Raw genomic sequence first — 19,907 nt, 5'->3', positions numbered from 1 at the left:
GATGCCGGAAACACCGGAGGGGCCCACGCTGAGCGCGGGCCCCTCCGGTTACGCCGATCACGGCTCGAACTTGTAGCCCAGACCCCGGACGGTCACGATGAAGCGCGGCGCGGACGGCTCCGGCTCGATCTTGGAGCGCAGCCGCTTGACGTGCACGTCCAGCGTCTTGGTGTCACCGACGTAGTCGGCGCCCCAGACCCGGTCGATGAGCTGACCCCGGGTCAGCACCCGACCGGCGTTGCGCAGCAGCAGCTCCAGCAGCTCGAACTCCTTGAGCGGCAACTGCACGGCGCCACCCTCCACGGTCACCACGTGCCGCTCGATGTCCATCCGCACCGGGCCGGCGGCCAGCGTGGGGGCACCCGCTTCGGCCACCTCGGGGCTCTGCCGGCGCAGCACCGCCCGGATCCGGGCCACCAACTCCCGCGGTGAGTACGGCTTGGTGACGTAGTCGTCGGCGCCGATCTCCAGCCCGACCACCTTGTCGATCTCGCTGTCCCGGGCGGTGACCATGATGATGGGTACGGCCGAGCGCTGCCGGAGCTGCCGGCAGACCTCGGTGCCCGACATCTCGGGCAACATCAGGTCGAGCAGGACGATGTCCGCGCCGGTTCGGTCGAACTCGGTGAGGGCGTCGGTGCCGGTAGCAGCGACCGAGACCTCGAAGCCCTCCTTACGGAGCATGTACGACAGGGCGTCGGAGAACGACTCCTCGTCCTCGACCACCAGAACGCGGCTCAACGGGGGGTTCCTTTCATAGCTGTCAGACCTGCCGTAGCTCGGCCGGACCGGCATCGATCCCAGCCGGCGGCAGTGTCGCCAGCAGGTCGTCCGGTGGACTGGCGGGCAGCCGGAGGGTGAACGTCGATCCACCACCAAGAGTGCTCGACACCTCCACCCGTCCGCCATGGTTGCTCGCGATGTGTTTGACGATGGCCAGGCCGAGCCCGGTGCCGCCGGTGGCACGCGAGCGGGCCTGGTCGGCCCGGTAGAACCGTTCGAAGACGCGGTCCACGTCCGTCGGGGCGATGCCGATGCCCTGGTCGGCGACGGCGATCTCGACGTGCTCGTCGTCGCCACGGGTGGTGACCCGTACCGTGGTGTCCTCGCCCGAGTAGTTGATGGCGTTCTCCACCAGGTTCGCCACCGCGGTGGCGAGTTGGGTGTCGCTGCCGTACGCGGTGAGGCCGCGCTCCCCGGTCACCGTCACCTCGACGCCCCGGGCCGAGGCGGCGGTGCGGGTCCGGTCGACCACCTCAGCGATCACCCAGTCCAGCGCGACCGGCTCCGGCGGCGGCTGCGGCTCAGCGCCCTGCAACCGGGTCAGCTCCAGCAACTCCTGCACCAACCGGCCCAGCCGGGTCGACTCGTGCTGGATCCGTTCGGCGAACCGGCGGGCGGCGACCAGGTCCTCGGAGAGGTCGGGCGTCGAGGCGTCGGCCGGCTCGGTGGCGTCCAGCAGCGCCTCGGCGAGCAGCTGGAGTGCCCCGATGGGGGTCTTGAGCTCGTGACTGACGTTGGCCACGAAGTCACGTCGCACCCGGGCCAGCCGGTGCGACTCGGTCACGTCGACCGCCTCCACGGCGATGAAGCCGTTGCCGAGACCCATGGCCCGCAGGTGCACGCCGAGCGGGTTCTCCCCCGCGCTGTCGCGACCCCGGGGCAGGTCCAGCTCGATTTCGCGCCGCACCCCGGTGCGCCGCACCTGGCCGGCGAGAGTACGGATCAACGGGTGCGCGGCGATCGAACCTGGCGTGCTGCCGGTACGCAGCAGACCCATCGCGCGTGCGGCCGGGTTGATCAGCACCGGCTCGTCGTCGTTGTCCAGCACCACGACACCGGCCCGGAGCGAGTCGATCGTCCGGCGGCCGAGCCCGGCCTGCTGCTCGTCGGCTATCGCGGGCCTCCCCCTGCTCCAGCGGGAGCGTGCGCTCCCCGATGACGTGGAGCGACCGTCCCGCGTCGGCAGGAACCGGGGCAGCAGGAGACCGGCGGCCAACCCGGCCACCAACGCCACGGCCACCACGACCGCCACCGCCCACTCCACCCGGCGATCGTAGGGTCATTGTTAACCTGGCTACCACACAGACCGGGACGAACCACCCTCACTTTCGCGAATGTTCACCCCTGCGTCTGGCGTCGTTCACCGGGGTTCATCCGGGGTCCGTTCCGCGCCACCTACCGTTGGCGTCGCACCTGCACAACCCCTGCGCCGGCACCCGCCGGCGGCGACCGACCACAGGACGTGATGATGCGCGACGAGTTCCGGGCCGACCTCCAGATCGTCAGCCAACTGCTGGTGGACATGGCGGAGGGCGTCCGCGCCGCCATGCGCCAGGCCACCCGGGCCCTGCTCACCGCCGACCGGCAGGCCGCCGAGACGGTCATCGAGCGGGACGCCGAGATCGACGACCTCTACCGGCACGTGGAGGAGCGGGTCTGTGACCTGCTCGCGCGGCAGGCGCCGGTCGCCTCCGACCTGCGGGCCATGATCACCGCACTGCACGTGGCCGCCGACCTGGAGCGGATGGGCGACCTCGCCGACCACGTGGCCAAGACCGCGCTGCGCCGGCACCCCTCGCCGGCCGTACCGGCGGAGCTGCGGTCGATCTTCACCGAGATGGCGGACATCGCCGACCGGATGGCCGTGAAGATCGGGTCGGTGCTGGCGAAGCCGGACGCCGACCTCGCCAGCGAGCTGGACCGCGACGACGACGCGATGGACGAGCTGCACAAGAACCTGTTCGCGGTGCTGCTCGGCGACGACTGGCCGTACGGGGTGGAGACGGCCATCGACGCCACCCTGCTGGGGCGCTTCTACGAGCGCTTCGCCGACCACGCGGTCAACGCCGGCGAGCACGTGGTCTACCTGATCACCGGACAGACCTCGCCCTCGGCGAGCTGATCCAGGCAGAACGACGGCCCCCGGGATCCCCGGGGGCCGTCGTTTTCGCCTCAGCGGCCCTGGTTGGCCACGGCGGCGGCGGCCGCCTTGGCGGCGGTCGGGTCGAGGTACGTGCCGCCCAGGGTGAGCGGACGCAGGTGCGGGTCGAGGTCGTAGCGCAGCGGGATGCCGGTCGGGATGTTCAGCTTGGCGATCGCCTCGTCGGAGATCTGGTCGAGGTGCTTGACCAGGGCGCGCAGCGAGTTGCCGTGCGCGGCCACCAGCACCGTCCGGCCGGCCAGGATGTCCGGCACGATGGAGTCGTACCAGTAGGGCAGCATCCGCTCGACGACGTCCTTGAGGCACTCGGTGCGCGGCATCAGCTCGGTCGGCAGCAGCGCGTACCGCGGGTCGCCCACCTGCGACCACTCGTCGTCGTCGGCGATCGGCGGCGGCGGGGTGTCGTACGACCGGCGCCAGAGCATGAACTGCTCCTCGCCGTACTCGTCCAGGGTCTGCTTCTTGTTCTTGCCCTGCAGGGCGCCGTAGTGCCGCTCGTTGAGCCGCCACGACCGGCGCACCGCGATCCAGTGCCGGTCGGCGGCGTTGAGCGCCAGCTCGGCCGTGCGGATCGCCCGGCGCATCACGCTGGTGTGCACGACGTCCGGCAGCAGGCTGTGCTCGCGCATCAGCTCGCCGCCGCGGCGTGCCTCACCCTCGCCCTTCTCGGTCAGGTCGACGTCCACCCAGCCGGTGAAGAGGTTCTTGGCGTTCCAGTCGCTCTCACCGTGTCGCAGCAGGACCAGCGTCCCGACGGTGGGCCCCTCGCTCGCAGTCATGCCGATCATCCTGCCCCACCGGGAGACGGGACACGCGGGCACCCGTCGTGACGACCACCACGTGAAAAAGCGGGTGACCTGCGGATCCGCCCACCACTAGGGTTGTAAGGCGCTGTAGTCACATCGGTCATTACTTGCAAGCGGGGGCGCCACGTGCGGACGATGCGGAGTTGGTTCCGGGACACCACCGGCGGCCTGCCGACCACCTTCTGGTACCTGTGGACCGGCACCCTGATCAACCGGCTCGGCTCGTTCGTCCTCGTCTTCCTCGCCATCTACCTGACCCAGGAACGTGGCTTCTCCGCCTCCCAGGCCGGCCTGGTGCTCGGCCTGTGGGGCGTGGGTGGCGCGATCGGCACCACCGCGGGCGGCACACTGGCCGACCGGTGGGGTCGGCGACCCACGTTGCTCACCGCACACGTGGGCGCGGCCGCCATGATGCTGGGCCTCGGACTGGCCCGGGAGCTCTGGGCGGTGGCGCTGGGTGCGTTCCTGCTCGGCATGTTCGCCGAGGCCGCCCGGCCGGCGTTCGGCGCCATGATGATCGACGTGGTACCGGCGAAGGACCGCCTGCGCGCCTTCTCGCTCAACTACTGGGCGATCAACCTGGGCTTCGCCTGCGCCGCCATCCTCGCCGGCCTCGCCGCCCAGGCCGACTACCTGCTGCTGTTCGTGGTCGACGCGGCCACCATGCTGGTCACCGCACTGATCATCTTCGTGAGGGTGCCGGAGACCCGGCAGACCGGGATCGCCGTCACCCCCGGGGCGAACGCCCCGCGCGGCGCCCTGCGCACCATCCTCACCGACCGGGTCTATCTCGGCTTCGTGGCGCTGAACCTGTTCGCCGCACTGGTGTTCCTCCAGCACATCTCGATGCTGCCGATCGCCATGGCCGACGACGGCCTCAGCCCGGCCACCTACGGCACGGTGATCGCGCTCAACGGGGTGCTGATCGTGGTCGGTCAACTCTTCGTGCCCCGACTGATCCGAGGCCGGAGCCGCTCGCACGTGCTCGCCCTGGCCGCCGTGGTGATGGGCGTCGGGTTCGGGCTGACCGCCTTCGCCGGCACCCCCTGGTTCTACGGGCTGACCGTGCTGATCTGGACGGTCGGCGAGATGCTGAACTCGCCGTCCAACTCCACCCTGATCGCCGAACTGTCCCCCGCCGAGCTGCGCGGCCGCTACCAGGGCGTCTTCTCCCTCTCCTGGCAGATCGCCGGGGCGGGCGCGCCGATCCTCGGCGGCCTGGTACGCGAGCACGCCGGCAACGACACCCTCTGGTACGGGTGCGCCGCCATCGGCGTCCTGACCGCGGTGGCCCACCTGGTGTCCGGCCCGGCGCGCGAGCGCCGCGCGACCGCGCTGCGTCGCTCCCGCGAGGCACTGGCACCGGTGAGCACCGCCCGTCCGTCGGCGTCGCAGCCCGCCGAGGCCACCGCCTGACCGGTGGCCCAGTCGCTGTGACGAACCGCCCATGATCAGGTAATCGACTGGCGGGACCGGGTCCGAGTTCCTACCGTTCAGGAGAAACGGTTAGGAAACCGAACTGTCGGGAGGTCGGGTGCACGCCCTGCGGCGCTGGTGGCACGACACCGCGGGTGGGCTCCCCGCCACCTTCTGGTACCTCTGGGCCGGTCTTCTCATCAACCGGGCCGGCGCGTTCGCCATGTTGTTCCTGTCGCTGTACCTCACCGACGCCCGTGGGGCCAGCGAGTCGCTGGCCGGCACGGTGGTCGGCGCGTACGGGGCTGGCGGGGCGGCTGGTGTGCTGCTCGGTGGGGTGCTGGCCGACCGGTGGGGTCGTCGGGCGACCCTGCTCGCCGCGCACCTGGTCACCGCCGGCCTGATGGTGGCGCTGGCCTTCAGCCGACACCTCGTGCTGATCGCGGTGCTCTCCGCGCTGGTCGGGGTGGTGCACTCGATGCCGAGCCCCGCCTTCGTCGCGGCGATCGTCGACGTGGTGCCCGCCGAGCGCCGCTCACGCGCGTTCAACCTCCAGTTCTGGGCGTTCAACCTGGGCATGGCGGTCGCCTCGCTGCTCGCCGGGGTGCTGGCCGAGGCGAGCTTCACCGCACTCTTCCTGGTCGACGCGGGCGCCACCCTGGCCGCTGCCGCCGTGATCGCCTGGAAGGTGCCGGAGACCCTGCGGCGGACCGCGCCGACCGTCGACCTGCCGCCGCCCACCCGGACGGCGTCAGGTGCGGTCCGGCCCCGGCGACCGGGCCTGCACACCGCGCTCACCGACCGGACCTTCCTGGTCTTCGTCGGGCTCACCTTCGTGCTGGCCGTGCTCACGCTGCAGACCTCCACGATCATGCCGTTGGCCATGCGCGCGGACGGTCTGGGCCCGTCGGCGTACGGGCTGGTGGTGGCGCTCGGCGGAGCGCTGATCGTGCTCGGGCAACTGTTCGTGCCCCGGCTGATCGACCGGCACCGCAAGCACGTCGTGCTGGCCGCCTCCACCGCCCTGCTCGCGCTGGGCTTCGGCGTGCTCGCCGTCGCCGACGAACTGGCCGTCTACCTGGGAGCGGCGGTCGTCTGGACGGTCGGCTCGATGCTCGCCGCCCCGCCCAACGCGCAGATCAACGCGGACCTGGCACCGCCGCAGCTGCGTGCGCGGTACCAGTCGGTCTTCTACCTGACGTTCCCGGCCGCGGCGTTCGTGGCACCCACGCTCGGCGGGGTGAGCCTGCAGTACCTCGGCGACCGGCACTGGCTGATCATCGGCGGGCTCGGCCTGCTGGCCGCGTTCGGCCACCTGCTCGCCGGGCCTCCCCGGGAGCGCCACGTCGCCGCACTGCGCCGGGCCACCGACCGCGGGCCGGCACCATCTGCCGACCACGCGCCGGCCCGGTGATCCCCGCCCGGGGGTACGACATACGCAAAGCGCCCACCACGTCCCGAAGGTCGTGGTGGGCGCCCGCCGGTGGGGCCGGCGGCGGCGGGCAACACTCACCCCCGTAAGCGTCGCCCGCTCGCGCCGCCGGTCCAAACAGGTGGGCACCGTCCCCCAACGGTTGGTCCACCCGTCCCCTCGCGCCTCGCCTGGTGCGCGGATCTGATCGATCCGCCGCTCCCCCGAACGTTTCCAAGCGTGGCGCGGTGCAATAAAGTTAGTTCGCCCGGATTCTGGATTCAACCCAGACCAGCTGTCTCGCCGGTCACAACTGGTGAGTATCCCCAGTTCGGGCCTCGGTCTCTGGCAACAGCGGCATACCCCTCGGGCATTCCCGCAAACACCTCAACCGTCCTCCCGATCGGGTGACTCCGTCCGGAAGAAGTTGCTCTGCCGGCCGTCGCGCATCTGCTCCTGGTAGATCAGGTTCAGCCGGCGCAGGTCGAAGGTGTGGAACCACTCATCCCAGGTGATTTCGCGGATCCGGCTGCTCTCCCGGTAACCGGGGATGTTGAAGGTCAGAACCCCCGCCCGGCCTTCCCGCTCGGTGCCGGCGATGGTCGCCGGCTTCGCACCCCGGTCCGCGGCCCAACGCATGATCACGTCATGGTTGGTGGTGATCAGGCTCCGTCCCGGGCGCTCCGGCCGGTCCGTGACCGACGCGATCACCTGCGAGCTGCGCGCCGACCGTTGCGTGCCCGGACCGGTCCGGATACCGCCAGCCGTCGTACCGCCGGCGGCCGGCCTGCTCGCCGCGGCCCCCTTCGCCGGCGCCGCCCGCTTCGCCGCCGGTCGCGACGGGGCCTTCTTCGCCGGCGCCTTCCGCGCGGGCGCGGTACGGGCCGTCGTGGCCTTCCGCGCGGGCGCGGTCTTGCGCGCGGCCGCGGTCTTGCGGGCAGTCGCCGACGTGCGGGCGGTGGTCGACTTCGCCGGCGTTGTCCTCTTCGCAGCGGTCGTCTTCCTGGCCGCCGTCTTCTTCGCCGCCGCCGTTTTCTTCGCCGCCGTCGTCTTCTTTGCCGCCGCCGTCTTTCGCGCGGCGGTCGTGGACTTCGCCGTCGTCTTCTTCGCGGCGGTCGTCTTCTTCGCGGCGGCCCGCTTCGCGGGGGCGCTCTTGTTCGCCGGCGCGGCCTTCGCGCGGCTCGGCGCCGCCCTGGACGCCGACTTCTTCGTGGTGGCGGCGCGGCCCGCCGACGCCCTGGTGCCGCCGGCCCGGCCAGCCGGGCCGGTGCTGCGCCGGCCGGCGCCGCCGGACTCGGCCCGCAGCGAGCGCACCAGTTGTTTCACCAGGTCGGGCTTGCGCAGTGCGGAGATCCCGGAGACCCCCCGCTTGCGTAGCTGCCCGCGGATGTCATCCACCCGCATCCGCGAGATCTCCGACTCGGAAACTCCCGGACTGTTCGGCGTCTGGTTGCCAGCCTGTCGTTTCGTGGTGGTCGCAGTCCCGCCGCGACCTGAGCTGTTCCGCTGAGCCATGCGACGCTCACGCTCCTCGACACTCCGTCCTCGGCGCGCGGGGGTCCCCTGCCGCACCGCGCGGTGCGGCATACCCGTCAGGAGCGGTCCGAACCTCCGGCCGGCCGGACGACCGACCGGGCCGGGTCGTTGAGCCGGTCAGGCATGGCCGGGCAGCCGGTCAGGCCGGGTCCGGACCGGAGCCGGAGGGCTGGAAGAGGTGCGTGAACGCGGCCAGGTTGGCGGTGGACTCACCGCGCTTGACCCGCCACTCGTACTCGCGCCGGATGGAGCTGCCGAAGCCGATCTCCAGCATGGTGTCGAAGGACTCGTCGGCGTACGTGAGCACCGCACCGAGCAGCCGGTCCAGCTCGTCGGCGTCCACGCCGGCCGGGTTGACCCGCCCGGTGAGGTACACGTCGCCGACCGCGTCGGTGGAGAAGGAGACCGCGTACATCCGCGCGTTGCGCTGCAACAACCAGGCCCACAGCTCCTCGCGCCGCTCGTCCGGTTGGCGCATCACGAACGCCTCGATGCGCAGCGCGTGCTCACCGATGATCAGGTTGCAGACGGTCTTGAGCTTGTGGGTGCCCGGCAGGGTCACCGCGTACGAGCCTGGACCGGTCGACTCCCAGGCCAGGTCCCGCTCGGCACACACCGACTCGATCAGGGTCGCAAGATCGCTCTTCGGGCTCACCGGACCCACTCTACGACCGACCCGTCCGGCGCACCGGACAGCGACCGGCGCCCCCGGTCACCAGGAGCAGGAGAGGGCGGGGTCGCTGGCCAGGTCGGCGGCGAGGCGGCTGCGGTGGGCGGCCATCGCCTCTCCGTAGACGGCGAGCAGGCCGGAGACCGTACGGTCCCAGGAGAACTGCCGGGCGTGCTTCTCGGCGCCTCGGGACAACTCCGCCCGCCGGGCCCGATCCGGCAGCAGGCGGGCCAGCGCGAGGGCCCAGTCCGCCGGGTCGTGCCCGTCGATCAGCACCCCGCTCACCTGGTCCCGGACGGCGGTGACCAGCCCGCCGACGGCGGCGGCGAGCACGGGCGTACCGCAGGCCTGCGCCTCCAGGGCGACCAGACCGAAGGATTCGTTGTGCGACGGCACCGCGACCAGGTCGGCGGCCCGGTACAGGGCGGGCAGGTCGTCCCCGGTGCGCGGCGGCAGGAAGCGCACCCGGTCGGTCACCCCGAGGGTGGCCGCCAGCTCGATCAGCGCGGTGGGCCGGTCCAGTCCGCTACCGCTGGGCCCGCCGCAGATCGCCACGGTCACGTCGTCGGCGAGCGCCGGGTCGCGCTGGCGCAGGGCGGCGACCGCGCGGATCAGCACGTCGGGGGCCTTGAGCGGCTGGATCCGACCGACGAAGGCCACCACGTACCCGTCGACCGGCAGCCCCAGCCGGCGGCGGGCCGCCCGGGTCGCCGAGGACCGGTCGCCCGGCGCGGGCCGGAACCGGTCCAGATCGACGCCCGGCTCGACGACGGCGACCTGGGTCGGGTCGGCGTCGTACCGCTCGACGAGGTCGCGGGCCTCCACCCGGGTGTTGGCGACCAGGCGGCTCGCCTCGGCGACCACCTGCTCCTCGCCGATCACCCGGGCCTTGGGCTCCGGCCGGTCACCGGTCGCGAGCTGGGCGTTCTTGACCTTCGCCAGGGTGTGCGCGGTGTGCACCAGCGGCACCCCCCAGCGTTCCTTGGCCAGCCAGCCGACCTGACCCGAGAGCCAGTAGTGGGAGTGGATCAGGTCGTAGTGCCCCGGCGGGCGGGACGCCTCGGCCCGCAGCACCCCGGCGGTGAAGGCGCAGAGCTGGCCCGGCAGTTCCTCCTTGGTGAGCCCTTCCAGAGGGCCGGAGGTGATGTGCCGGACCTGCACACCGGGTGCCATCTCGACCACCGGAGGGAGATCCCCGGAGGTGGCCCGGGTGAAGATCTCCACCTCGACGTTGGCCTCGGCGAGCCGCCGGGCGACCTCGAGGATGTAGACGTTCATTCCGCCGGCGTCGCCCGTTCCGGGCTGGTGCAGCGGGGAGGTGTGTACGGAGAGGGTGGCGATGCGGCGCGGCCGGGGCCACGGTTGGGCACCTCGCTGACGACCGACACCGGTGTGCAGTTCCGCCACGTCCGCTCCTCTTGTCACGGTTAATGCCGTCACGCACGACCGGCGCTTCTCGCTCAACCTGTACGCCGAACGTCATCTTCCCCATCGGGCCATCGAAATTCCCGGCGAGTCCCGCCAGGGTGACGGACCTCATCACCGCCCGCCCTCCGCATTGCCCGCCCGCGGCGGCTCGCACGCCCGCGCGGAGGGGGCCAGATCGGCGGGGTGACAATGACGGGATGACCTCTGTCGCCATCGTCACCGGAGCATCCAGCGGGATCGGCGCGGCCACCGCCCGCCGCCTCGCCGCCGAGGGCTTCCACGTGCTCGCCGCCGCCCGCCGCGCCGACCGGCTCGCCGACCTGGTCGCCGAGATCACCGCTGCCGGCGGAGAGGCGACCGCGGTGACCTGCGACGTCACCTCGGACGAGTCGGTGGCCGGGTTGGCCGAGGCCGCCGCACAGGCGCCCGGGCCGGTCACCCTGCTGGTCAACAACGCCGGTGGCGCGCGCGGCCTGGAGCCGGTGGAGTCCGGCTCGGTCGCCGACTGGCAGTGGATGTACGACGTGAACGTGCTCGGCACGCTGCGCGTGACCCAGGCGCTGCTGCCGGCGCTGGAGGCGTCCGGCGCGGGCACGATCGTGGTGGTCTCCTCCACGGCCGGCCACACGGTGTACGAGGGCGGGGGCGGCTACACGGCGGCGAAGCACGCGCAGACCGCGATCGCCGGCACGCTCCGCCTGGAACTGTGCGGCAGGCCGCTGCGGGTCATCGAGATCGACCCGGGCATGGTGAAGACCGACGAGTTCGGGCTGGTCCGCTTCGGCGGTGACGCCCAGCGGGCCGCCGCCGTCTACGCCGGGGTGCCCGACCCGCTGGTGGCCGAGGACGTGGCGGACTGCATCGCCTGGTGCGCCACCCGGCCGGAGCACGTCAACGTGGACCGGCTGGTCGTCCGGCCTCGGGCGCAGGCCGCCCAGCACAAGGTGCACCGGGTCTCCTGAGACGGATCCGCGGGAGGTCGGGATGAGCGGAGTGGCGCGACGCCGACCGCTCGGCGTGGTCACCCGGGGAACGACCAACCCGAACCGGCTCCGCCGGGTGGACAACTGGATCGTCGCCACCTGCGCCGACCGGCTGCGGGCGGCGGCCGACCCGCTGGTGGTCGACCTCGGCTACGGCGCCACCCCGGTGACCGCGGTGGAGTTGCGGGCCCGGCTGGCCGCCGGGGTCCGTCCGGACGTACGGCTGGTCGGGCTGGAGATCGACCCGGCCCGGGTGGCCGCCGCGACTCCGGCCGCCGACCCGCCCGGCCTGACCTTCGCCCGGGGTGGTTTCGAGTTGGCCGGGCTCCGGCCGGTGCTGGTGCGCGCGTTCAACGTGCTGCGCCAGTACGACGAGAGCGAGGTGCCCGGTGCCTGGCGGACGATGACGGCCGCGCTGGCCCCGGGCGGGGTGCTCGTCGAGGGCACCTGCGACGAGTTGGGCCGGCTCGCCAGTTGGTTGCTGGTCGACGCCGACGGCCCCCGGACGCTGACCCTGGCCGCGAAGCTCACCACCCTGGGCAGTCCCGCCGACCTGGCCGAGCGGCTGCCCAAGGCGCTGATCCACCGCAACGTCCCCGGCGAGCCGGTGCACGATCTGATCCGGGCGCTGGACGACGCCTGGCAGGCCGCCGCCGCGTACGCCACCTTCGGCCCCCGCCAGCGCTGGCTACGCGCCGTGAGCCAACTCAGGGACACCGGCTGGCCCGTCCTCGACCGCCCACACCGCTGGCGCCACGGCGAACTGACCCTCCCCTGGCCCACGGTCGCCCCCCGAACCTGACCCCCACTTCCCCCGCGATCATGCACTTTCGGTCGCCGTTTTGTCGCCTTTGGGACGAACTGTCCGGTCAGCAAGTGCAAGATCGCCGGGGGCGGGGGTGGGGTTGGGGCGGGTTAGACGGTGCAGTTGATGAGGACGGGTTCCGGGTGCAGGGTCACGCCGAACCGGGCGTGCACGGTGTCGCGGATGTCGGCGGCGAGGGCGAGCAGGTCGGCGGTGCGGGCCGTGCCGCTGCGGTTGGTGAGGGCGAGGGTGTGCTTGCTGGAGATGGCCACTCCGTCCGGGCCCGGGTGGCCCTTGGCGAAGCCGGCCTTGTCGATCAGCCAGGCCGCGCTCACCTTCACCGTGTCGTCGACCCCCGGCCAGGCCGGTGGCTCGCCCAGCTCGGCGGCGCGCTCGAGGAGCAGCTCGTACGTCGCCCGGTCGAGCACCGGGTTGGTGAAGAAGGAGCCGACCGAGCGGGTGTCGGGGTCGGTGGCGTCCAGCACCATGCCCTTACCGGCGCGCAGCCGCAGCACCGCCGAGCGGGCATCGGCCAGCGGGACCCGCTCACCCACCTCGACGCCGAGCGCCCGCGCCAACTCGGCGTAGCGCACCGGTCCGGACAGCGGGGACCGGGCGAGCCGGAAGTCGACGGAGAGCACCACCCAGCGGTCCCGGTACTTGAAGATGCTGCCCCGGTAGGCGAACCCGCAGTCGGTGGCGGGAACGACCTGGCGGGTGCCCTCGACCCGGTCGTACACCTCGACCCCGGTGATGGTCTCGGCGACCTCCTGGCCGTACGCGCCAACGTTCTGGATGGGGGTGGCACCGGTCGAGCCGGGGATGCCGGAGAGGCACTCCACGCCGGCCCAGCCGTTGGCCACCGTGGCGGCGACCAGGTCGTCCCACGGCTCGCCGGCCTCGACCCGTACGGTGACCGACCCGGCGTCCTCGGCGACGACCCGCAGGCCACGGGAGCGGACCAGGACGACGGTGCCGGGGAAGCCGGCGTCGCCGATCACCACGTTGCTGCCGCCCGCGAGGATCAGGACCGGCTCGTCCCCGGCCTGGACCGCTCGAATGATCTCGTCGGCACTGTTCGCGGCCACGATCCGCCCGGCCGGCCCGCCCATCCGCAGCGTGGTGTAGCTGGCCAGTGGACCAGGGATGGCACGATCGGCTTCGGTTGTCGACTGGGCGTAGGCGTCTGACACGTCTTTCACCTTAGGCTGAGGGGTAGCCGTGGCACCCACTGGTCGCCCGGCACCCCCGGGAGGATGGCAGATGAGCAGACTGCAGGGCAGCAAGGATTTCTGGATCGGTGCGCTCCGGACGGAGGGTCCGGCCTTCGCCGCAGCGGTGGCCGAGGCGCCGCCGGAAACACCGGTGCTGTCCTGTCCGGGCTGGACGGTCAACGATCTCACGCTGCACCTCGCCGGCATCTACCACTGGGTTTATTCGTTCGCCGGCTCCGGTGTGACCACCGCGCCGGCCCCCCGGGACCGGTCCCGGTCCGGGGCGGACACGGGTGTCAGTGCTCTCCAGTTCTGGCAGCAGGGGTACGACAAGCTGATGGTCCTCCTCGACGGGCTCGACTCGGAGGCCCCGGCGTGGAACTGGGCCCCGCAGCCGAAGAAGGCCGGCTTCTGGCCGCGTCGGATGGCGCACGAGACGGCGGTGCACCGCTGGGACGCCCAGCTCGCCATCGCCGCCGGTGACCCGGTGGAGTCCAAGCTGGCGGCCGACGGGGTGAGCGAGGTGCTGGACACCTGGCTGCCCGCGGGCAGGCGGCAGGTGGCGGGCGACTGGCACGGGGTGGTGCAGCTGTCGGCGACCGACGCGGCCCAGGACTGGTACCTGCGGCTGCGCGGCCAGGGTGTCGCGCTGCTCGACACCGCGACGATCTTCGACCACGACGACCATCACGCCCGGGCACAGGTGAGCGGCACGGCGAGCGACCTGCTGCTGGCGCTCTGGGGCCGGATCAGCTTCGAGACGCTGGACGTCGCCGGCGACCGCACCCTGCTCGGCGGCCTGCGTACCGGCTGACCGCCGGCCGGACATACGTCGAGGGCGTCACCCCACCGGGGTGGCGCCCTCGTTTCGCGTCGATGTCCGACGGCCAAGAACGAAAACGAGAGAGCGCTCTCTTGACAGCGCGGAAGCGACCGGACACCCTGTCGTGAGAGCGCTCTCCCAGCCACTCCGAACACCACCCGACCACCTTGAGAGGGGTCCGAATTCCCATGGCTGTCTTCCCGCGCCGCCGCCTCGCCGCGGTGGCTCTCGCCGCCGCCACCGCCCTGCTCGTCACCGCCTGCGGAGGCGCCGACGAGGCGGACGGGGACGGACCGGTCACGCTGACCGTCGACGTCTTCGGCCAGTTCGGCTACGAGCAGCTCTACCAGGAGTACATGACCGCGCACCCCGACGTGAAGATCGTCGAGCGCGGCACCGGCACCAACCTCGACGAGTACTCACCGAAGCTCACACAGTGGCTGGCCGCCGGCCGGGGCGCCGGCGACGTGGTGGCCATCGAGGAAGGGCTGATGGTCGAGTACAAGGCCAACCCCGGCAACTTCGTCAACCTGCTCGACCACGGCGCCGCCGACCTCAAGGGCAACTTCCTCGAATGGAAGTGGAACGCCGGGCTGACCGCCGACGGCAAGCAGCTGATCGGCCTCGGCACCGACGTCGGCGGCATCGCCATCTGCTACCGCAAGGACCTCTTCGAGAAGGCCGGCCTGCCCACCGCGCGGGACGAGGTCTCCAAGCTCTGGCCGACGTGGCAGGACTACATCGCCACCGGAGAACGGTTCGTCGCGGCGAAGACCGGGGCGTCCTTCCTCGACGCGGCCACCAACACCTTCAACACCATCCTGCTCCAGACCGCAGGCAACACGACCGGCTACAGCTACTACGACACCAGCGGCAACCTGGTCGTCGACAGCAACCCTGCCGTCCGGCAGGCCTATGACACCACCATGGACATCATCGACTCGGGCCTCTCCGGAAAGTACGGCTCCTGGTCCGAGGAGTGGGTCTCCGCCTTCAAGCAGTCGAAGTTCGCCACCATCGCCTGCCCCGCCTGGATGACCGGCGTCATCGAGGGCAACGCCGGCCCGGCCGCCCAGGGCAAGTGGGACATCGCCCGGGTGCCCGGTGACGGCGGCAACTGGGGTGGGTCGCACCTCGCCGTGCCCAAGCAGAGCAAGCACCAGGCCGAGGCGATCGAGCTGGCCAAGTTCCTGACCAGCGCCAAGGGCCAGATCGGCGCGTTCAAGGCCAAGGGCCCGCTGCCCTCCTCGCCCCAGGCGCTCGACGACCCGGCGATCGCCGGCGCGACCAACGCGTACTTCTCCGGGGCACCTGTCGGCGCGATCTTCGGCACCGGCGCGAAGAGCCTGAAGCCGGTCTACATGGGCCCGAAGAACCAGGCCGTCCGCACCGAGGTGGAGAACGCCGTACGGACCGTCGAGCTGGGCCAGCGCAACCCCGAACAGGGCTGGGCCGACGCGGTGGCCAACGCGAAGAAGGCCGCCGCCAAGTAGCCCCTTCCCACCGCGCCGATCCAGGGCGAACCGTCGCGCTCAGAGATGAGCTGGCCGCGACACGCCCTGGATCGGCGCGGGACGGGAGGCCGGAAAGGAGCTCTCGGGAATGACCGTTCAGCTTGACGCCCGGCCGCCGGTCGCACCGGCGGCCGGTGGCCATCGCCGATCGTCGGGGCGGCTGAGCCGGCTCGACACGCGCTACTCGCCTTACCTCTTCGTCGCACCGTTCTTTCTGCTCTTCGCGGTGTTCGGGGTCTACCCGCTGATCTACACGTTCTGGGTCTCGCTGCACGACTGGGACCTGCTCGGCACCGACCATCCGTTCGTCGGCGCGGCCAACTACACCCAACTGCTCGCGGACGGCGACTTCTGGCACGCGGTGGTCAACACACTGGGCATCTTCGTGATCTCCACCGTCCCGCAGCTGCTGGCCGCGCTCTGGCTGGCCAACCTGCTCAACCGGGGGCTGCGGGCCCGCACCGGCTGGCGGATGGCGGTGCTGGTGCCCAACGTGACCTCCACCGCCGCCGTGGCGATCGTGTTCGGGGTGATCTTCGGCCGCGAGTTCGGCATGGCGAACTGGCTGCTCGACATGGTCGGCCTGGACCCGATCGCCTGGAAATCCGACCGGGTCGCCTCCTGGGTGGCCATCTCCGCCATGGTCGACTGGCGGTGGACCGGCTACAACGCCCTGATCCTGCTGGCCGCGATGCAGGCCATCCCCCGCGATCTCTACGAGTCGGCCGCGATCGACGGCGCCAACCGGGTCCGGCAGTTCTGGTCGATCACCGTGCCGCTGCTCAAACCGACGATCATCTTCTGCGTCATCATCGCCACCATCGGCGGGTTGCAGCTCTTCACCGAGCCCCGGCTGTTCCACTCCGGCACCAACCCGATCCGCGGCGGATCGCTGCGGGAGTCGCAGACCGTGACGATGTACATGTTCGAGAACGCCTTCGCACCGCACTACAACTTCGGGTACGGCTCGGCCGTGGCCTGGCTGCTCTTCGCGCTCATCGCGCTCGTGGCGGCGGTCAACGTGCTGGTCCTGCGGCGGCTGGGCGGGTCGGGCATGGGGCCCGGGAAGGGAGCGGACCGATGAGCCGGCTCTGGCGGGCGAGCCCGCTGACGTACCTGGCCCTGGTGGTCGCCGCAGGGATGTCGATCTTTCCGATCTGGTGGATGTTCGTGGTGGCCAGTCGGTCCAGCGACGCGATGGGTCAACTGCCGCCACCGGTGACCCCGGGCGGCAACCTGGGGGCCAACATCGCCCGGCTGTTCGACAACACCGACGCGTACTTCCTGACCGGACTGATCAACTCGACGATCGTGGCGGTCACGGTGACCGTGTCCGTGGTGTTCTTCGCCAGCCTGGCCGGGTTCGCCTTCGCCAAGCTCCGGTTCCGTGGCCGCAACGCCCTGCTGCTGACGGTCATCGCGACGATGATGGTGCCGACCCAGCTCGGCGTGATCCCGCTGTACATGCTGATGACCCGGCTGCAGTGGAACGACCGGCTGCCCGCGGTGATCGTGCCGGCGCTGGTCACCGGGTTCGGGGTGTTCATGATGCGGCAGTACGCCGGCCAGGCGGTCAGCGACGAGCTGATCGAGGCCGCCCGGATGGACGGCTGCGGCACCCCCCGGATCTGGTGGCACGTGGTGGTGCCCGCACTGCGGCCGGCCGCCGCCGTGCTCGGCCTGCTCACGTTCATGACCACCTGGAACGACTTCCTGTGGCCGTACGCTGTGTTGAACGACCCGGCGAACCCGACCGTGCAGCTCTCCCTGCGGGCGCTGTCGGACGGGTACTACCAGGACATGTCGCAGGTGTTCACCGGGACGGCCATCGCGACGCTGCCCCTGCTGCTGGTCTTCGTCCTCTTCGGTCGGCAGATCATCGGCGGGATCATGGAAGGTGCGGTCAAGGCGTGAATGAACTGCGGTTTCCCGAGCACTTCCTCTGGGGAGCGGCCACCGCCGCTTACCAGATCGAGGGCGCGGCCAGCGACGACGGACGCGGCCCATCCATCTGGGACACCTTCAGCCGCACACCGGGGAAGGTGTACCAGGGCCACACCGGCGACGTCGCCTGCGACCACTACCACCGCTACGGCGACGACGTCGCGCTGATGGCCGAGCTGGGGCTGCGGGCGTACCGGTTCTCGGTCGCCTGGCCCCGGATCCAGCCGGACGGCACCGGCCCGGTCAACCCGCGTGGGCTGGACTTCTACGACCGGCTCACCGACACACTGCTCGACCGGGGGATCGACCCGATCGTCACCCTCTACCACTGGGACCTGCCGCAGGCCCTGGGCGACCGGGGCGGCTGGACCAACCGGGACACCGCCGAGCACTTCGCCACGTACGCCACGGCGGTGTACGCCCGGCTCGGCGACCGGGTGGACGTCTGGACCACGCTCAACGAGCCGTGGTGCTCGGCCTACCTCGGCTACGGCAACGGGGTGCACGCCCCGGGTGAGCAGGATCCGGCGGCCGCCTTCACCGCCGTACACCATCTGCTGCTCGCGCACGGCCTCGCGGCGCGGGCGCTGCGGTCGGCCGGCGCAGGCAGCGTGGGCATCACCCTCAACCCCGCGGACGTGCAGCCGGCCGATCCGCAGAGCGCTGCCGACGCCGCCGCGGTCCGCCTGGTCGACGGCCTGCACAACCGGATCTTCCTCGACCCGCTGCTGGCCGGCGGCTACCCGGACGACGTGCGGGAGCACGTGGCGCGCATGGTCGAACCGACGTTCATCCGGGACGGCGACGAGAAGCTGATCGCCGCCCCGATCGACCTGCTCGGCATCAACTACTACCAGCCCAGCTACGTCGCCGGGCGACCCGACGGCGCGGGTGGCGGTGGCGCCTACCCGGGCACCGAGGGTGCGGTGCAGTTCCTGCCGCCGACCGGGCCGCTCACCGACATGGAGTGGATGATCGAGCCGGCCGGGCTGACCCGGCTGCTGGAGCGGATCGCCACGGACTACCCCGGGGTGCCGCTGCTGATCACCGAGAACGGCGCGGCGTTCCCCGACAAGCCGGGCACCGAGTCGGCCGACGGGCCGGGGCAGGTGATCGACACCGACCGGATCGCCTACCTCGACGGGCACCTGCGGGCCGCACACGAGGCGATCTCCCGGGGCGTGGACCTGCGCGGCTATCTCGTATGGTCATTCCTGGACAACTTCGAGTGGGCGGAGGGCTACCGCAAGCGGTTCGGGATCGTGCACGTCGACTACCTGACCCAGCGGCGCACACCGAAGGCCAGCGCCCGGTGGTACCAGGAGGTGATCTCCCGGAACGGGCTGTGACGAGCGGGGGGAGGGCGCGATGACGACGGCGCAACGGCCGACGCTCGAGGCGGTGGCGGCGCGGGCCGGGGTGTCCCGGGCCACCGTGTCACGCGTGGTCAACGGCTCCACCACCGTCGCCGAGCCGATCCGGGAGGCGGTCAACCGCGCGGTCGCCGAGCTGGGGTACGTGCCCAACCTCGCCGCCCGCAGCCTGGTCACCCAGCGCACCGACTCGATCGCCCTGGTCATGCCGGAGGCGGCCACCCGGGTCTTCTCCGACGACCAGGTCTTTCCCGGCATCATCCGGGGCGTCAGCCAGGAGTTGGAGGCCGCCGACAAGCAGTTGGTGCTGATGCTGGCCGGCTCACCGGCCGGGCACGACCGGGTCGAGCGGTTCACCACGGGCCGGCACGTCGACGGGGTGCTCTTCGCCTCGCTGCACGGCGCCGATCCGTTGCCCGGAACGCTGGCCCGCCTCGGCATCCCGGTGGTGTGCAGCGGCCGGCCGCTCGGCGACGTGCCCGTGCCGTACGTGGACGTCGACCACGTCGGCGGGGTGACGGCGGCCGTACGGCACCTGATCGACAGCGGTCGCCGACGGATCGCCAGCATCGCCGGCCCGCAGGACATGGTGGCCGGGATCGAACGGCTCGCCGGTTACCGCAGCACGGTGGCCGCCGCCGGGCTGCCCGAGTTGGTCGCGGTCGGCGACTTCACCCGGGAGTCCGGAGCCGCGGCGATGCACCGGCTGCTCACCGAGCATCCCGACCTGGACGCGGTCTTCGCCGCCTCCGACCTGATGGCGCACGCCGCTCTGCGGACGCTGCGGGAGGCCGGCCGGCGTGTGCCGGAGGACGTCGCGGTGGTCGGCTTCGACGACATCGAGACCGCCGCGTACACCGAGCCGCCGCTGACAACGGTCCGGCAGCCGATCGTGGAGATCGGCCGACGGATGACCCGGCAGCTGCTCCGGCTGGCCGCCGGCGAGTCCATCGAGCCGGCGGTCATGCTCCCCACCGAGCTGATCCTGCGCGACTCGGCGTAGCCCGGGGCCCTCCTCGACGAGGAGGGCCCCGGGGACA

18 protein-coding genes are annotated in these 19,907 nt (G+C 71.7%); 11 read left to right on the top strand and 7 right to left on the bottom strand.

Annotation, left to right across the window (positions count from 1 at the left end; all coding sequences use genetic code 11):
• Positions 1-57: 57 nt before the first annotated feature.
• A complete protein-coding gene (locus ACTWLT_RS01735; protein ID WP_039906992.1) occupies positions 58-741 on the bottom strand; it encodes a response regulator in 684 nt (227 codons plus the stop codon).
• Positions 742-763: 22 nt separating this feature from the next.
• A complete protein-coding gene (locus tag ACTWLT_RS01730) occupies positions 764-2,047 on the bottom strand; it encodes a sensor histidine kinase (protein WP_445316861.1) in 1,284 nt (427 codons plus the stop codon).
• A gap of 204 nt (positions 2,048-2,251) precedes the next feature.
• Between ACTWLT_RS01730 and phoU the strand changes: the two genes are divergently transcribed.
• Positions 2,252-2,905, top strand: coding sequence for a phosphate signaling complex protein PhoU (gene phoU / locus ACTWLT_RS01725; protein WP_445316860.1), 654 nt, complete (start codon positions 2,252-2,254; stop codon positions 2,903-2,905).
• Between the two features lie 50 nt (positions 2,906-2,955).
• On the opposite strand, the gene ACTWLT_RS01720 is transcribed toward phoU, so the two are convergent.
• Complete coding sequence (locus ACTWLT_RS01720; RefSeq protein WP_445316859.1) at positions 2,956-3,723, bottom strand: phosphoglyceromutase; 768 nt, start codon at positions 3,721-3,723, stop codon at positions 2,956-2,958.
• Between the two features lie 153 nt (positions 3,724-3,876).
• Here ACTWLT_RS01720 and ACTWLT_RS01715 point away from each other — a divergent pair, with 153 nt between their 5' ends.
• Together ACTWLT_RS01715 and ACTWLT_RS01710 are read left to right on the top strand one after the other, a co-directional pair.
• Positions 3,877-5,166, top strand: a complete 1,290-nt coding sequence (locus tag ACTWLT_RS01715; protein ID WP_445316858.1) for an MDR family MFS transporter — start codon at positions 3,877-3,879, stop codon at positions 5,164-5,166.
• A 118-nt stretch (positions 5,167-5,284) separates the two neighbouring features.
• Entirely contained in the window at positions 5,285-6,580 is a 1,296-nt protein-coding gene (locus tag ACTWLT_RS01710; RefSeq protein WP_445316857.1) for an MFS transporter, read from the top strand.
• A gap of 384 nt (positions 6,581-6,964) precedes the next feature.
• Here the strand turns inward: ACTWLT_RS01710 and ACTWLT_RS01705 are convergent, their stop codons facing one another.
• From ACTWLT_RS01705 to mshA, 3 genes are all read right to left on the bottom strand, one after another.
• On the bottom strand, positions 6,965-7,882 hold the full coding sequence (locus ACTWLT_RS01705) for a hypothetical protein (RefSeq protein WP_445317039.1): 918 nt from the start codon (positions 7,880-7,882) through the stop codon (positions 6,965-6,967).
• Between the two features lie 370 nt (positions 7,883-8,252).
• On the bottom strand, positions 8,253-8,768 hold the full coding sequence (locus tag ACTWLT_RS01700; RefSeq protein ID WP_252419431.1) for a type III secretion system chaperone family protein: 516 nt from the start codon (positions 8,766-8,768) through the stop codon (positions 8,253-8,255).
• A gap of 57 nt (positions 8,769-8,825) precedes the next feature.
• Entirely contained in the window at positions 8,826-10,190 is a 1,365-nt protein-coding gene (gene mshA / locus ACTWLT_RS01695) for a D-inositol-3-phosphate glycosyltransferase (protein ID WP_445316856.1), read from the bottom strand.
• Between the two features lie 218 nt (positions 10,191-10,408).
• Here mshA and ACTWLT_RS01690 point away from each other — a divergent pair, with 218 nt between their 5' ends.
• Complete coding sequence (locus ACTWLT_RS01690; protein ID WP_445316855.1) at positions 10,409-11,173, top strand: SDR family oxidoreductase; 765 nt, start codon at positions 10,409-10,411, stop codon at positions 11,171-11,173.
• Between the two features lie 22 nt (positions 11,174-11,195).
• Positions 11,196-11,996 carry a class I SAM-dependent methyltransferase gene (locus tag ACTWLT_RS01685; RefSeq protein WP_445316854.1) on the top strand — a complete coding sequence of 267 codons (801 nt, stop codon included), beginning with the start codon at positions 11,196-11,198 and terminating at the stop codon, positions 11,994-11,996.
• Between the two features lie 113 nt (positions 11,997-12,109).
• On the opposite strand, the gene ACTWLT_RS01680 is transcribed toward ACTWLT_RS01685, so the two are convergent.
• Positions 12,110-13,192, bottom strand: coding sequence for a UDP-N-acetylmuramate dehydrogenase (locus ACTWLT_RS01680; RefSeq protein WP_445316853.1), 1,083 nt, complete (start codon positions 13,190-13,192; stop codon positions 12,110-12,112).
• A gap of 70 nt (positions 13,193-13,262) precedes the next feature.
• Here ACTWLT_RS01680 and ACTWLT_RS01675 point away from each other — a divergent pair, with 70 nt between their 5' ends.
• The 6 genes from ACTWLT_RS01675 to ACTWLT_RS01650 all read left to right on the top strand — a co-directional run bounded on the left by ACTWLT_RS01675 (position 13,263) and on the right by ACTWLT_RS01650 (position 19,870).
• Positions 13,263-14,027 (top strand): maleylpyruvate isomerase family mycothiol-dependent enzyme, encoded by a 765-nt coding sequence (locus ACTWLT_RS01675; protein ID WP_445316852.1) that lies wholly within the window; start codon positions 13,263-13,265, stop codon positions 14,025-14,027.
• Positions 14,028-14,224: 197 nt separating this feature from the next.
• Entirely contained in the window at positions 14,225-15,529 is a 1,305-nt protein-coding gene (locus tag ACTWLT_RS01670; RefSeq protein WP_252417163.1) for an ABC transporter substrate-binding protein, read from the top strand.
• 109 nt (positions 15,530-15,638) lie between these two features.
• Positions 15,639-16,634, top strand: a complete 996-nt coding sequence (locus ACTWLT_RS01665; protein ID WP_445316851.1) for a carbohydrate ABC transporter permease — start codon at positions 15,639-15,641, stop codon at positions 16,632-16,634.
• Positions 16,631-17,464: a carbohydrate ABC transporter permease gene (locus tag ACTWLT_RS01660; protein ID WP_252417165.1), complete on the top strand. Its 834-nt coding sequence runs from the start codon at positions 16,631-16,633 to the stop codon at positions 17,462-17,464. Before ACTWLT_RS01665 ends, ACTWLT_RS01660 begins: the two co-directional genes overlap by 4 nt.
• Positions 17,461-18,843: a GH1 family beta-glucosidase gene (locus tag ACTWLT_RS01655; protein ID WP_445316850.1), complete on the top strand. Its 1,383-nt coding sequence runs from the start codon at positions 17,461-17,463 to the stop codon at positions 18,841-18,843. Before ACTWLT_RS01660 ends, ACTWLT_RS01655 begins: the two co-directional genes overlap by 4 nt.
• A 19-nt stretch (positions 18,844-18,862) precedes the next feature.
• A complete protein-coding gene (locus ACTWLT_RS01650) occupies positions 18,863-19,870 on the top strand; it encodes a LacI family DNA-binding transcriptional regulator (protein ID WP_252417167.1) in 1,008 nt (335 codons plus the stop codon).
• The last annotated feature ends 37 nt before the right edge of the window (positions 19,871-19,907 follow it).

Source organism: Micromonospora yongxingensis, from assembly GCF_052601155.1.
Note: the sequence above shows the minus strand (reverse complement) of the source record. Positions and strands in the feature narration are given on the sequence as shown.